This is a genomic window from Rhodospirillales bacterium, assembly GCA_014323865.1.
Classification (GTDB): Bacteria; Pseudomonadota; Alphaproteobacteria; order SP197; family SP197; genus SP197.
In genome coordinates this window covers 34606-48997 of record JACONG010000013.1, presented here as the reverse complement: position 1 = coordinate 48997, position 14392 = coordinate 34606, and the positions used below count along the sequence as shown (strand labels likewise).

The window sequence follows — 14392 nt, the reverse complement described above, 5'->3', positions numbered from 1 at the left end:
TATCGTCTCATGTGGATGCTTGTGATGTTTGACCTTCCCATCGAGACCAAACAGCAACGCAAGGCGGCCACGACGTTTCGGCACTTCCTGCTGGACGAGGGTTTCGAGCGAAGCCAGTTTTCCGTCTATGCCCGCTTCGTCAATGGCAAGGAAGCCTTTCATGCAAGGGTCAACAGGATCGAGCGCTCCCTGCCTTCTGCCGGCGATGTCCAGATCCTCAACTTCACCGACCGGCAGTATCGCGATATTGTTCACTTCTCGGATCAGGGCCGCAGGGGCCCTCGGAAAAACCCCCAGCAACTGGTCCTGTTTTGATGGGTTCATTCTGGAACAGAGCAAAACAAACCCGGGTAAGCTCCTGTAAAATCAAGGGCTTACCCGGGTATGGAGTCTAGGCGTTCAGAATTCGGGGTCAAGCCGCAACATGGTCGATCGAGGACCGCCGTACTGATGCAGTCTAGGCGTTCAGAATTCGGGGTCAAGCCGCAACGCGCGGGCGGGGTCGCGCGGGGGGGGGGACTGACGAGTCCAGGCATTTTGTGTGCCCGGTCACCTCGGCAAAGGTTGTCCCGACAGCGGACCCGGCGCAAGGCTGGTCTGGCACGAGGCGACAAAAAGGAAACGCGCCCCGTAGGACGCGCTTCAATGTGGTGCAATCGAGTGCTTGTTAACCGCTCGACCACGAATTCTGAACGAACCCAACATATACGCTCCAAAAGTGGATCGTCAAGGGAATTCTGTGGGATTCTGCCGTAAGCCGGGACGAACGGAAAAGAAAGGGCCGCGGCGTGAACCGCGGCCCTTTCGGGTCACCGTGGGAGATCGGCTGGTCTCTAGAAGCCCATGCCACCCATGCCACCCATACCGCCCATGTCGGGGCCGCCGGCCGGCATGGCAGGGGGGTCCTTTTTGGGCTTCTCGGCGACCATGGCCTCGGTCGTGATCAGCAGACCGGCCACCGAAGCGGCGTCCTGCAGCGCGGTGCGCACGACCTTGGTGGGATCGACGATGCCGGCCTTGACCAGGTCCTTGTAGGTCTCGGACTGGGCGTCGAAGCCGACGTTCTTTTCCTTGCTCTCAAGGATCTTGCCCGCAACCACCGCACCGTCGAAGCCGGCGTTCTCGGCGATCTGACGTGCCGGGGCCTGGATGGCCTTGCGCACGATGTCGACGCCGACCTGCTGGTCGGAGTCATCGAGCTTGAGCTTGTCCAGCGTCCTGATGGCGTAGAGCAGAGCGGAACCGCCGCCCGGCACGATGCCTTCCTCGACCGCCGCGCGGGTGGCGTTGAGCGCGTCCTCGACGAGGTCCTTGCGCTCCTTCACCTCGACCTCGGTGGCACCGCCGACCTTGATCACCGCAACACCGCCGGCGAGCTTCGCCAGGCGCTCCTGCAGCTTCTCACGGTCGTAGTCGGAGCTGGTCTCCTCGGCCTGCTGGCGGATCTGGTTGCAACGGCCCTGGATCTGCTTTTTGGCACCCGCGCCGCCGACGATGACCGTGTTCTCCTTGGTCATGTCGACCCGCTTGGCCGTGCCCAGCATGTCGATGGTGACGTTCTCGAGCTTGATGCCGACGTCCTCGCTGATGACCTGGCCGCCGGTGAGGATCGCGATGTCCTCAAGCATGGCCTTGCGGCGATCACCGAAGCCCGGCGCCTTGCATGCCGCGACCTTGAGGCCGCCACGCAGGCGGTTGACGACGAGCGTGGCCAGAGCCTCGCCCTCGACATCCTCGGCGATGATGACGAGCGGACGGTTCGACTGCACGACCTGCTCCAGAACCGGAAGCATGGCCTGCATGTTGCCGACCTTCTTCTCATGCAGCATGATGAAGGGGTCTTCCATCTCCGCGATCATCTTCTCGGTATCGGTCACGAAGTAGGGCGAGATGTAGCCGCGGTCGAACTGCATGCCTTCCACGGTCTCGAGCTCGGTGTCGATGCCCTTGTTCTCCTCGACCGTGATCACGCCTTCCTTGCCGACGGCCTGCATGGCGCTGGCGATCATGTCGCCCACGGTGGCGTCGCCATTGGCCGAGATCGTGCCGACCTGGGCGATCTCGCTCTCGGTGTTGATCTTGCGCGAACGCTTGTCGAGGTCGTCGACCACGGCCGACACGGCGGCCTCGACGCCGCGGCGCAGATCCATCGGGTTCATGCCGGCGGCAACCGCCTTCGCACCCTCGCGCACGATCGACTGGGCGAGCACGGTCGCGGTGGTGGTGCCGTCACCGGCGACGTCGTTGGTCTTCGAGGCAACCTCGCGGACCATCTGGGCACCCATGTTCTCGAACTTGTCCCCAAGCTCGATCTCCTTGGCGACGGTCACGCCGTCCTTGGTGATCCGGGGTGCGCCGAACGACTTGTCGAGGACCACGGTGCGGCCCTTGGGGCCGAGCGTGACCTTGACCGCGTCAGCCAGAACGTCGACACCGTGCAGCATGCGCGCGCGGGCTTCGGCGCTGAACTTCACGTCTTTGGCAGCCATAGTGCTTGTTTCTCCTTGCAGATGCTTGTGCAGATGCTTGTGATTGGGCGGAAGCGGGCCGGAGCCTTGCTTACTTCCTGCCCCTGGTCGTCGCGATGACGCCCATGATGTCGGTCTCCTTCATGATCAGGAGCTCTTCGCCATCCAGCTTGATTTCGGTGCCGGACCACTTGCCGAACAGAATGCGGTCGCCCGCCTTCACGTCCAGCGCCTGAACCGCGCCGCTGCCGTCACGCGCGCCGGGACCGGTGGCGACGACTTCGCCCTCCATCGGCTTTTCCCTGGCGGTGTCCGGGATGATGATGCCGCCCGCGGTCTTGTCCTCACCGTCGATGCGACGGACGAGAACGCGGTCGTGCAAAGGCCTGAAACCCATGAGCCACTCTCCTTCGAACTGGCGGTTTTCAACAACGTTGCCGGAATGTGCTGGCACTCTGTGGCAACGAGTGCCATCCAGATGGTCGCCCGTGTTGCGACTGTCAACCCGACAAAGCCGGAATCAGGCAGAAATTCCTCATCTCCGCGAATCGGAGATCATCCTCAATGTGTCGCTGCCGCGACACGCGCCGACCACGAGCGCTTTTTCTCCGATGCCATTGCGCCTGATGCCGTTGCGGAATTGTGATCGCGGCGACGCTTTCCTTCGTGCGGGAATGCTGCAAGGATGAGATCATGTTCCGTACGTGAGCGTTTCATGCGCCCGCGTTCGTAACGATCCACGTGTTCGTAACGATCATGGACGCCCTGTGGCGTCAACTTCCGGGGAGTGAATCATGAAGCGCATGGGTATCAACGAGTTCCAGGACAAGTTGTTCACCGGCCAACTGAGCCGGCGTCAGGCCCTGGGCGTGATGGGCACGATGGGTGTCGCGGCGATGAGCGTGTCGCCGCGGGGCCTGCGCGCAGAACAGCAGCCGCTGGTCCTTGAGTGGTCCGGCTACGAAATTCCGGAGCTTTATCCGTCGTATTTCGAGAAACATGGCGAACCCGTGTTTTCGTTCTTCGCCAGCGAGCAGGAAATGGCGGTCAAGATCCGTGCCGGTTTCCCGGCCGACATCACGCATCCCTGCGCCGACACCTGGGGCCGTATGGCCGATGGCGGACTTCTCCGGCCGATCGACACGTCGCGCCTGTCGAACTGGGAGAACGTGTTCGAGGGTCTGCGCGGCCATCGTTCCACCGTCAACGCTGCCGGCGAGACGATGATGCTGCCGGTCGACTGGGGCAACAGCTCGATCATCTATCGCACCGATCTCTACGAGGGTGAGGAAAGCTGGTGCATGCTTTTCGATGAGCGCTACGAGGGCCGTCTCTCGAGCGTCGATTCCGAGGTCTCGGTCCTGGTTGCCGGCCTCTGCCACGGCTTCGGTGAAGACAGCTTCAACATGACCGATGAGATGCTGGCCGAGATTCGGCCGCTGGTCGAGAAGCAGGCCCGTATGGTCCGCTTCTACTGGAACGACCAGACGGAGATCGAGAACGCCATGGCCACGGGCGAGCTGGTCGCGGCCTATGCCTGGAACGCGGCGGTCAAGACCCTGCTCGATCAGGGCGTTCCGGTGGCCTATGCCGTGCCCAGGGAAGGCATCCTGAACTGGCTGTGCGGTCTCTCGATCGTCGCCGGCGGCGAGGCCGACGAGGATCTGATCTACGCGTTCCTCGATGCTTGGCTCGACCCCGAGGCCGGCCGTTTCCTTATCGAGGAATACGGTTACGGTCACTCGAACAGCGTGGCGTTCGAGATCTCCGATCCGGACAAGGTCGCGTCGCTCGGCTTCCCGGGCAACCCGATCGAGATGCTCGACAAGGGCATCATGTTCCAGCCCTACGACCCGCAGGTGCTGGAGAACATGGTCAACATGTTCGACGAGGTGAAGATCGGTCTCTGATCGCTCATCGTCGTATGGACAGCAGTCGTATGGACATGAACGGGGCGCGGTCGATGCCGCGCTCCGTTCAGTTTCTGCCCAGTCTGACAATCAATGGCGATCACAACCGTGCGCCAGGCTGTCAACATGCTTTCCATATGGAGGTCTGCTGTGTAAGAGAGACGATCCGGGATGTGCGGGACGACAGGCGTTCGGGAGGTCTGCACGTCACCGCTCGACCGGCCGGGGACATGATGGCCGGGGACATGATGGGGTAGGGGCATGACCGATCAAACGCGGGGCGTCAGCGCAGGCTATGCGGAACAGCAGATGTCGCCGGGCTTCAGGGCCCGCGCGCTGTTCCTGAAACACGAATGGGTGCGCGGCTACACGCTGATGACGCCGACGCTGCTGTGCATGATCTGCCTGATGTGTCTGCCGCTGTTCATGCTGTTTTCGTACAGCTTCTGGACGCAGAACTATCTCGACATCGACAAGACGTTCACGCTGGCCAACTACGAGGCCTTCTTCCAGAAGCCGATCTATATCGCGCTCATGATGAAGTCGATCAGGATGTCCCTGTTCTGCACCTTCATCACGCTGCTCCTAGCCTACCCCATGGCCTATTTCATCGCCTTCAAGGTGACGAAAAACAAGCTGGTGTGGCTGATCCTGATCACGGTTCCGTTCTGGACGAGCTATCTGCTTCGCGTTTTCGCGTGGAAGGTCATCCTTGGCTTCAACGGCGTGATCAACTCCGGCCTGATCAGCATGGGTATCATCGACGAGCCCCTGCAGTTCCTGCTCTACAATCCGACGGCGGTGGTGCTCACATTGGCGCACGCCTGGGCCGCCTTCGCGATTCTCCCGATCTACGTATCGCTGGAAAAGATCGACAGATCGTTGCTCGAAGCGGCAACCGACCTCGGCGATACCCCGACGGAACGCTTCTGGCGGATCACGTGGCCGCTCTCGCTGCCTGGCGTGATTGCCGCCGGACTGCTCGTCTTCATTCCGACCGTGGGTGACTACGTGACGCCAAGACTGGTGGGCGGAACGACAGGCATCATGATTGGCAACATCATCCAGTCGCAGTTCGGCAAGGCCAACAACTGGCCCATGGGTGCCGCGCTCTCGGTGATCTCGATGATGCTCATTGCACTCCTGGTGGTCACCTTCATTGTCTCGACGACCCGCGCGAGGGCCAAATCGTCATGACCGACGCAACCGCCTCCAACATCACGGCCCGGAAGGCCGCGGAAGACACGCGCGGCGAGGAGACGCCGCAGTTCTTCCAGTCGAAGCACGAGGGCTACCACTGGACCTCGGAAGCGCCGATGTTCCTGTACGCGGTGTGGTATCTCGCGTTCCTCTACATCCCGGTGCTGTTCCTGCCGCTGTTCTCGTTCAACGACTCGATCTATGTCACGTTCCCGCTCAAGGGCTTCACGCTTGCGTGGTACGGCGACATGATGGACAACCCGGCGCTCCTGCGGGCGCTGGAGAACAGCGTCAAGGTCGGCCTCACGGTTGCGCTGCTCTCGACCTTCCTGGGCCTCTTCGCAGCCAAGGCGATGACGCGCTACTACATGCCCGGCAAGGGTCCGCTCACCAGCTTCATCATGCTTCCGCTGGTCGTTCCCGGTATCATCCTGGGCATCGCGCTGCTGGTCATCACGAACCTGCTCGGCCTCCCGCTTTCGCTCTTCACGATCGGACTCGCGCACACGCTGATCGGTGTGCCGTTCGCCATGCTGGTTCTGATGTCGCGCCTGGAAGGGTTTGACAAGAGCCTGGAAGAAGCGTCGCTGGATCTGGGCGAGGGCGCGTTCCAGACCTTCTGGCGCGTGACCCTGCCGCTCGCCTGGCCCGGTATCCTGGCGAGTGTGCTGCTGACCTTCACGATCTCGTTCGATGAGTTCATCCTGGCCTTCTTCCTGGCCGGCAACGAGGTCACGCTTCCGATCTACATCTGGAGCCAGCTGCGCTTCCCGAACCGCCTGCCGATGGTGCTGTCGCTCGGTGCCTGTATCCTCGTGTTCTCGTTCTTTATCGTGACGTTCGCCGAAGTGGTGCGCCGGCGCGGTGTGGGACCGCAGAGCGGTGCCGCAATCTGATCGGCCCGAAAACCGATCGGATCAAAACCTCTGGAGACCAGTTCAGGACCGGTGGCAACAACAACAGTGGACATGGGTGCTCATGGCGCGTGAAGACTATATTTCGATGAAGAACACCTCGAAGCACTTCGGCAGTGTGAAGGCGGTCGACGACATCTCCTTCGACATCGGCGAAGGCGAGTTCTTCTCGCTCCTGGGAGCCTCGGGCTGCGGCAAGACCACGCTTCTGCGTATGCTGGCCGGATTTGAACAGCCGACGCTCGGCAACATCTACATCGACGGCCAGCCGCAGGCCGGTGTGCCGCCGCATCAGCGGCCGGTCAACATGGTGTTCCAGAACTACGCCATTTTCCCGCATCTCAACGTTCACAGGAACATCGCCTATGGCATGCGCAAGTCGGGCCTGAGCAAGGCCGAGGTCGACGGCAAGGTCGACGAGATGCTGGAGCTGATCAAGCTGCCGGGCTATGGCGCGCGTGGCGCTCATCAGCTTTCCGGCGGCCAGCGGCAGCGTGTGGCGCTGGCCCGGGCGCTGATCAAGAAGCCCAAGGTGCTGCTGCTCGACGAGCCGCTCGGTGCGCTCGACAAGAAGCTTCGCGAGCAGATGCAGCTTGAGCTTCGCGCCCTGCAGCGCGATGTCGGCATTACCTTCGTGTTCGTGACCCACGATCAGGAAGAGGCCATGACGATGTCGGACCGCATCGCGGTCATGTCGCTCGGCAAGGTGCTTCAGATCGACTCCCCGACCCGCCTCTACGAGGTTCCGCAGGTCAAGGAAGTGGCCGACTTCATCGGCACGATCAACTTCTTCGAGGGTTCCATCCGCGGCAGGGAAGGCGAGAGCACGGTCGTCGATGCCGAGGGTCTCGGGACCGTGCACTCGACGGCGTCGTCCGAGCCGCCAAGCTCGGGCCAGGTGACCGTGGCGATCCGGCCCGAGAAGTTCAATCTGACCTTCCGGCAGCCCAACGTGCCGACCAATGTGGTCGAGGGCACGATGCAGGCGACGGCCTATCTCGGCGATCGCAGCCATTACTATGTGCATGTCGACGGGCGTGATGCCCCGATTGCGGTTGCCGCGCAGAATGCCCAGCGGCAGCTCAGTGCGGTCGACGCCGACAGGCAGGACAAGGTCTGGCTGACGTGGGACGACGATTCGGCGCTGTTGCTGACAGCCTGAGTCCAACCGGTTACAATGTCGCGCGTGGGGCCTCTGGTGTCGCGCGCTTTCTCCTTCCGGGCCTTCCTTTTCCGGGGTCTCGTCTTTCCGGGGTTTCATGCGCTACGCCGCCATCGTCGATCGTCTCGCCAACGAAGGCGCACGCGCCTGGGAAATCCATGCCCGCGCCATGCAGCGTCGACGCGAGGGGCACGATGTCGTCATCCTCAGCATCGGCGACCCGGATTTCGCTACGCCGCCCTCGATCGTCGATGCCATGTTCGACCGGGTTCGCGCCGGCGATACGCACTACGGTCCGACCGACGGCGGACCGGCGCTCAAGGCGGCGATTGCGGCCTACCACACCCGCCACGCCGGCCAGCAGGTCGGGCCCGGGAACATTTCCGTCACACTTGGTGCGCAGGGCGGGCTGTTCGGTGCGGCGATGTGCGTTGCCGAGCCCGGTGACGCCGTGATCGTGCCGCAGCCGGTCTACGTGACTTATGAATCGGTGGTTCATGCGACCGGCGCGACACTGGTCGATGTGCCCTTGCGTGCGGAGCGCGATTTCCATCTCGATCCGGCCGATATCGAGGCCGCGGTGACACCGGCGAGCCGGGCCGTCATGATCAACACACCGCACAACCCGACGGGCGCAGCTTACGGGCGCGAGGAGCTTGAGGCACTGGGCGAGATCTGCAAGGCACACGATCTCTGGCTGATCTCGGACGAGGTCTACAGCCGCACGCTCTTCGACGGTCGCGAGCATGTCTCGCCGGCGGCCCTGCCGGGGATGGCGGAGCGCACCATCGTGGTCAACAGCCTGTCCAAGTCCCATGCCATGACAGGCTGGCGCGTCGGCTGGACCGTCGGACCCGAAGCCTTCACCCGTCACATGTACCACCTGGGCCTGGCGATCCACTATGGCCCCCCGACCTTCATCCAGTCCTCGGTGGCAGCGGCGTTCACGGACGACTTCCCCGAGATCGATGCGATGCGAGCGCACTACGAGGCCCGCCGCAACAGTGTCTGCGACGTGCTTGAGGGCAATTCCCGGCTTCGTGTCATCCGTCCGCAGGGAACCTGCTTCCTGATGATCGATATCCGCGCGAGCGGGCTGTCGTCGCAGGATTTTTCGTTCCGCCTGCTGGAAGAGGCCGGCGTCTCGCTGCTGGCCGGTGAGGGCTTCGGCAGCGGTGGAACGGGCTTCGTGCGCCTGTCGCTGACCGCACCCGACGCGGACCTGGCCGAGGCCTGCCGCCGCATCAACCGGTTTACCGGGAGCCTCAGGACCTGACGGGCGCCGGGCGCGGCATCACCTTCGTGTCAGGCCGGCGTCATGGCCTTGCATTGCGGAAGACCGAACGCCACGTTATCGCTCCGACAGGCAGGGACATATGAGCGAGACCACCGGTTCGGCAACCAGACGGCAGACGACGGGCAAAGGCGGCCGACGCCTCCTTTTTGCCGTTCCCGTGATCGGGTTTGTCGTGCTGGCCGTTGCGCTGGCACTTGGCCTCGGCCGCGATCCGGGCCTGGTGCCGTCGGTCCTGATCGGCGCTCCGGCGCCCGAGACCGCCCTGCCGCCTGTTGACGGCCATGGCCCCGGCTTCTCGGCGGCGGATTTCGAAGGCCAGGTGACCCTGGTCAATGTCTTTGCGTCGTGGTGCACAAGCTGCATCGACGAACATCCGCTGCTGATGAAAATTGCCGCGAACACGGACGTTGCGCTTTTCGGGCTCGCCTACAAGGACGATCCGCAGGACACGGCGAACTGGCTTGCGCGTCACGGCAATCCGTTCGATGCCACGGCCGCCGATATCGCCGGGCGCGCCGGGATTGACTGGGGCGTCTATGGTGTGCCCGAGACCTTCGTCGTCGGGCCTGACGGCAAGGTGGTCTACAAACACATCGGTCCGATCTCGCCCGAGAGCTGGAGCCAGACGATCCTGCCCCTGATCGACGAGCTCAGGACATGATGCGGATGGTTCATGTTGCGCTGGCGCTGGTCTTCATGACGGCGCCCGTCGTTGCCGACGAGGATGCGGCCCTGCCCGATCTCGTCTGGCTCGACCCGCCACGGGCGGTGTCGGACGGTCAGTTTCTCACGGCCGGTGACGAATTGGCGACGATGGAGATGTTCGAGGGCAGGGCCGTGGTGCTCAACTTCTGGGCCACATGGTGTCCGCCCTGCATCGAGGAGATGCCGTCGCTCGATCGCCTGTCTGCCGGTTACGGCGGGGACGACCTCGTTGTGGTGACCATGTCGGTCGACCGGGGCGGAGAGCAGCAGATTGCCGACTTCTACGAACGTCTCGATCTGCGGCATCTCGGGATGTATCGCGATCCCCGGATGCACTTTTCCCGCTCCCTGCGGGTCTTCGGCCTCCCGACCACGCTGCTGATCGATCACGAGGGCCGGATCCTGGCCCATCTCGTGGGCGATGCCGAATGGGACGGCGAGGCCGCGCTGGCCGTGATCCTGCCGCTCGCCGATGCGGCGCGTCGGGCACGCCTGGATCCGGTGGAGCAGGCATCCGCCGACTGACGCGGGCTGTTGCATGGAGATCCACGGCATCGAGATCACCGCCGCGTTTGCCGCGGGAGTCATCTCCTTTCTTTCGCCCTGCGTTCTTCCGCTGGTCCCGGCCTATGTGTCCTATATCGCCGGCGAATCGCTCGACGATCTGAAGTCCGAGGCCGCGGCGAAGCGCCGCATGATGGTGCTGACCCTGAGCAGCCTCTTCGTGCTCGGTTTCTCGACCGTCTTCATTCTGCTTGGTGCCAGCGCCACGGCCGTCAGCGGCCTGCTTCATCGCAACGGCCAGTTCCTGCTGCAGATTGCCGGTGTGGTGGTGATCCTGTTCGGGCTCGTGACGATGGGCGTCTTCCGGCTGCCGTTTCTGCAGCGCGACATGCGCTTCCACCTCAATGTGCCGGGCGGCAGGCCGGTCAGCGCCTGTGTTCTCGGTGCCGCCTTCGGTTTCGGCTGGACACCGTGCATCGGGCCGATCCTGGGCAGCATCCTCACGGTCGCCGCCGTCAACAACACCGTGGGTGGCGGTATGGCGCTGCTGGCGATCTATTCGCTGGGCCTCGGCGTGCCCTTCCTGCTCGCCGCCGGTTTCACCGGCTTCTTCCTGCGTCACATGCGCGGTCTGGGCAGGATCGGCCATCGCCTTCAGATTGGGGCCGGCGTCATTCTCGTGCTGATGGGCATCGCGATGCTGACCGGTTATCTGTCCGACCTTGCCTTCCGGCTGCTGGAGACCTTCCCGGTCCTGGCGACGATCGGTTGAGCCATGGCGAGCGAGGAGTACGAGGCCTACTACGCCGTGATCCGGGCCATTCCGCCCGGGTCGGTCATGACCTATGGCGATGTCGCGAAGACGGCGGGCTACCTGCGCCGGGCGCGCCGGGTCGGCTATGCGCTGTCGTCCTGCAACGATCCCGGCGTACCGTGGTGGCGGGTCGTCAACGCGCAGGGAATGATCAGCAAGGGTGGCGGCCGGGCACCGGAAAGCGCCGATCGACAGCGCGACCTGCTTGAGGCCGAGGATGTCCCCATCGATCCGGAAGGGCGGATCGATCTCGACACCTGTCGCCACATCCCCTGACCGAAAGCAACGGAGGGAGCCTTGCGGCTCCCTCCGGGCAACGGTGTGTCTTCGATCTGTCGAGCAGAGAGCTGTCGATCAGGAATCGATCGCCAGGGTCTCACCGAAGATGTAGCTCGTGGGATGCATGATGTATCCCTGAACACGCTTGTCGGAGACGTTGTAGATCGCGCGCCACAGCGGCTGAACGATCGGGCCGTCTTCCTGCATGATCGTTTCGAGCTCGGCCATCACCTCGCGGCGGGCGTCGATATCCAGGAGGCCTTCAGCCTGCGTGAGCTTGGCGTCGAACTCGGGGTTGGCATAGTGCGTCTCGTTCCACGGCACGCCGCTGCGATAGGCGAGGCCGAGAACCATGAAGCCGAGCGGACGGTGAGTCCAGGGGGTGAAGCCGAACGGCACCTTGTCCCAGCTCTCCCAGAACTGGTCGGACGGCAGAACGTTGATGTCCACGTTGATGCCGGCTTCCTTCCACTGCTCGACCAGGGCCTGAACCGCGAGAAGCTCCCAGGCCGGGTCTTTCTTGCAGGTGATCTCGGCATCGATGCCGTCGGCATGGCCGGCTTCGGCAAGCAGCGCCTTCGCGGCTTCGACATCGCGGGCCATGAAGGGCAGTTGCGCATAGTCGGGATGGATCGGGGCCACGTGATGATGCTCGGCAGCCGAGCCAAGACCGCGATGGGCGGCCTCGAGTATCGACGGCGTGTCGATCGCCAGACGCATGGCCTTGCGAACGCGGGGGTCGGTGAACGGCGCGGTGTCGACCTGGATACGCGCAACGGCCGTCTGCGCCGTGGTGGCCGGGTTGATATCCACGTGCGGCATGGCCTTGTAGGCATCGAGCTGGATGATGTCGCCCTCATAGACCGCGTGAACCTGCTTCGACGCAATGGCACCGATGGCGGCCGAGGGATCGTCACCGAGATCGATGAACTCGATCCGATCCAGGAACGGACCTTCGCCGTGCCAGGTGGCGTTGTTGGCGTTCTCGAGAACCGAGCGCTCGCCGACGACGTGCTCGACCAGCGTGTAGGCACCGGTGCCGTTCGAACCGACACCGAAGACGCCGTCCTCGGCCGGATCGATGATCATCAGCGGATAGTGGAACAGATGCTCGGGGATCGCGACGTTGGCCGAGCGGGTGTTGAGCCGCACGGTGGTGTCATCGACGAGCTCGATGGCGTTCGCGTCCCACATCGCCGAACCGTCATCGTTCATCATGTAGCCCTTCATCAGGCCGAGCACCGACGAACCGGTCTCCGGATCGAGCACCCGTTTCAGGTTCCAGGCGACGTCCTCGGCCGTGAAGGCGCGGCCGTTGTGCCACTTGACGCCCGGGCGCACGTTCAGCGTCCAGGTCATCAGGTCGTCGCTGGCCTCCCAGCTCTCGACCAGGTCGGGGCGGGTGACGTTGTCGGTGCCGGTACGGGTCATATAGCCGCAGACCTGGCGGGCGATGTTGGAGTCGATGATCCAAGAGAAGGTGTGCGGGCTGTCGACAACGTAGACGCGCATCGCGATCCGCATCGTGCCGCCCATCGGCATGTCCTGAGCCTGGGCCTTCGGCGCAAAGTCCTCGCCGACGATCCGGCCGGCAACCGCGTAGGCTGCGGTGGCCGACACACCCAGAAGGGCCGAATAACGTACGAATTCGCGGCGATCGAGCCGGCCGGAGGCCAGCTGCTCCTGCAGCGTCTTGAAATAGGTATGCTCTGCCATGAGGTTACTCCTCCCGTTTGGCGTTCCGTTTGGCGTTTTTGCCCCTTGGTTGCGAACCGCCCCGGCGCAGGACCGAGACTGTCCTTGACCCCCATTCTTTCAGCATGTCGCCTCATGTCAACCGTGTTACGCAAATGCCGCGCCCGTCACGTCATTCCGCCCGGTGTCATTCCGAAGCCCCGGAATCGACGTCGACCGGTGCGGGACCGCCGAAGACGCCCGCCGAAGACGCACGTTGCGGGCACGCGATCCCTGGGGGATGATGACATCACGATTTTCGGTCGCGAGGGTTTTTCGGGCACGGTGGTTTTCGGGAGCCGCACGGGGGGCCGCACGGACACGTCATGAATCTCCTGAGCTTCACGCTCTACACCGCCATCGCGGGATTGACCCTTTACCTTCTGATTGTCGGTCGGGCGCTGATCCTGCCTTTCGTCGTGGCGCTGGTCTTCTGGTATCTCATCGCGACACTGGCCCGTATTTACGGCCAATTGGGGACATGGGGTTACCGCGTGCCCGGCTGGATGGGCATGACCCTCGCCATCCTGACCTTTGTCGCGGTCCTGGCGGCCTTCGTCGACCTGACGCGCAGCAACATCAACGACGTGGTCGGGGCGGCCCCTCTCTATCAGGCCAATCTCGAGCGGGTCTTCAGAGAGCTCATCGCGTTCCTCGGGGTCAATCGGCTGCCCTCCGTCGAGCAGCTTCGCGAACAGATCGACCTCGGGAACATTGCGGGACAGCTCGCTTCCGGCGTGGCCGGTTTCGCAGGCAATGTCGGCATCATCCTGGTCTATGTCATCTTCCTGCTGGTCGAGCAGAAGGGTTTCGGCGCCAAGATCGACGCGCTCGTCGGTGGCGATCCGGCCAGGGTGGCGCGTGTCCGCCGCATCCTCGACCGCATCAACGCCGACGTCAGGACCTACATCCGGGTCAAGACGCTGATGTCGGCCGCCACGGGCGGCATCTCCTACCTCGTCATGATCGCTGTCGGTGTCGATCTGGCCGAGTTCTGGGCCGTTCTGATCTTCCTGCTCAACTTCATTCCGACCATCGGCTCGATTCTGGGCATCGTCTTCCCGGCCCTGCTGACCCTGGTGCAGTTCGCCGATCCCTGGGTGCCCTTCATCGTCGTCTCGAGCCTTCTGGGTGCCACGCAGATCGTCACGGGCAACGTGGTGGAACCGCGGATGATGGGCCGTTCGCTCAGCATCAGCCCTGTGGTCATCGTGATTTCGCTCGCGCTCTGGGGCAGCATCTGGGGTGTCATCGGCATGTTCCTGAGCGTGCCGATCACCGTGATCGCCATGATCGTGATGGCACAGTTCGAGGCGACCCGGCCCGTCGCGATCCTGTTGTCGGCCGATGGCAATGTGTCGCATCTCGAGGACGACGGAGGCGAGGGCAGGGCGTGAACCGCAGG

The 14392-nt window shown here is 63.4% G+C and carries 14 protein-coding genes; 11 read left to right on the top strand and 3 right to left on the bottom strand.

What is annotated here, in order from left to right; all coding sequences use genetic code 11:
* Window positions 1–9 precede the first annotated feature (9 nt).
* On the top strand, window positions 10–315 hold the full coding sequence (gene cas2, locus GDA49_06940; protein ID MBC6440134.1) for a CRISPR-associated endonuclease Cas2: 306 nt from the start codon (window positions 10–12) through the stop codon (window positions 313–315).
* A gap of 518 nt (window positions 316–833) precedes the next feature.
* Here the strand turns inward: cas2 and groL are convergent.
* Both groL and GDA49_06930 read right to left on the bottom strand, forming a co-directional pair.
* Window positions 834–2489 (bottom strand): chaperonin GroEL, encoded by a 1656-nt coding sequence (gene groL / locus GDA49_06935; protein MBC6440133.1) that lies wholly within the window; start codon window positions 2487–2489, stop codon window positions 834–836.
* Window positions 2490–2559: 70 nt separating this feature from the next.
* Complete coding sequence (locus GDA49_06930) at window positions 2560–2865, bottom strand: co-chaperone GroES (GenBank protein MBC6440132.1); 306 nt, start codon at window positions 2863–2865, stop codon at window positions 2560–2562.
* A gap of 397 nt (window positions 2866–3262) precedes the next feature.
* Here GDA49_06930 and GDA49_06925 point away from each other — a divergent pair, with 397 nt between their 5' ends.
* The 9 genes from GDA49_06925 (at window position 3263) to GDA49_06885 (ending at window position 11250) form a co-directional block, all read left to right on the top strand.
* On the top strand, window positions 3263–4378 hold the full coding sequence (locus GDA49_06925) for an extracellular solute-binding protein (GenBank protein MBC6440131.1): 1116 nt from the start codon (window positions 3263–3265) through the stop codon (window positions 4376–4378).
* A gap of 309 nt (window positions 4379–4687) precedes the next feature.
* Entirely contained in the window at window positions 4688–5575 is an 888-nt protein-coding gene (locus GDA49_06920; protein MBC6440130.1) for an ABC transporter permease, read from the top strand.
* 119 nt (window positions 5576–5694) lie between these two features.
* Window positions 5695–6474: an ABC transporter permease gene (locus GDA49_06915; protein ID MBC6440129.1), complete on the top strand. Its 780-nt coding sequence runs from the start codon at window positions 5695–5697 to the stop codon at window positions 6472–6474.
* 82 nt (window positions 6475–6556) lie between these two features.
* Window positions 6557–7654: an ABC transporter ATP-binding protein gene (locus GDA49_06910; GenBank protein ID MBC6440128.1), complete on the top strand. Its 1098-nt coding sequence runs from the start codon at window positions 6557–6559 to the stop codon at window positions 7652–7654.
* Window positions 7655–7751: 97 nt separating this feature from the next.
* Window positions 7752–8930 carry an aminotransferase class I/II-fold pyridoxal phosphate-dependent enzyme gene (locus GDA49_06905; GenBank protein ID MBC6440127.1) on the top strand — a complete coding sequence of 393 codons (1179 nt, stop codon included), beginning with the start codon at window positions 7752–7754 and terminating at the stop codon, window positions 8928–8930.
* A gap of 100 nt (window positions 8931–9030) precedes the next feature.
* Window positions 9031–9612, top strand: a complete 582-nt coding sequence (locus GDA49_06900) for a DsbE family thiol:disulfide interchange protein (GenBank protein MBC6440126.1) — start codon at window positions 9031–9033, stop codon at window positions 9610–9612.
* Entirely contained in the window at window positions 9609–10181 is a 573-nt protein-coding gene (locus GDA49_06895; protein MBC6440125.1) for a TlpA family protein disulfide reductase, read from the top strand. Before GDA49_06900 ends, GDA49_06895 begins: the two co-directional genes overlap by 4 nt.
* A gap of 13 nt (window positions 10182–10194) precedes the next feature.
* Complete coding sequence (locus GDA49_06890; protein ID MBC6440124.1) at window positions 10195–10932, top strand: cytochrome c biogenesis protein CcdA; 738 nt, start codon at window positions 10195–10197, stop codon at window positions 10930–10932.
* Between the two features lie 3 nt (window positions 10933–10935).
* A complete protein-coding gene (locus GDA49_06885) occupies window positions 10936–11250 on the top strand; it encodes an MGMT family protein (GenBank protein MBC6440123.1) in 315 nt (104 codons plus the stop codon).
* A 78-nt stretch (window positions 11251–11328) separates the two neighbouring features.
* Here GDA49_06885 and GDA49_06880 read toward each other — a convergent pair whose 3' ends face one another.
* On the bottom strand, window positions 11329–12969 hold the full coding sequence (locus tag GDA49_06880) for an ABC transporter substrate-binding protein (GenBank protein MBC6440122.1): 1641 nt from the start codon (window positions 12967–12969) through the stop codon (window positions 11329–11331).
* A gap of 344 nt (window positions 12970–13313) precedes the next feature.
* Here GDA49_06880 and GDA49_06875 point away from each other — a divergent pair, with 344 nt between their 5' ends.
* Entirely contained in the window at window positions 13314–14384 is a 1071-nt protein-coding gene (locus tag GDA49_06875) for an AI-2E family transporter (GenBank protein MBC6440121.1), read from the top strand.
* Window positions 14385–14392: the final 8 nt, after the last annotated feature.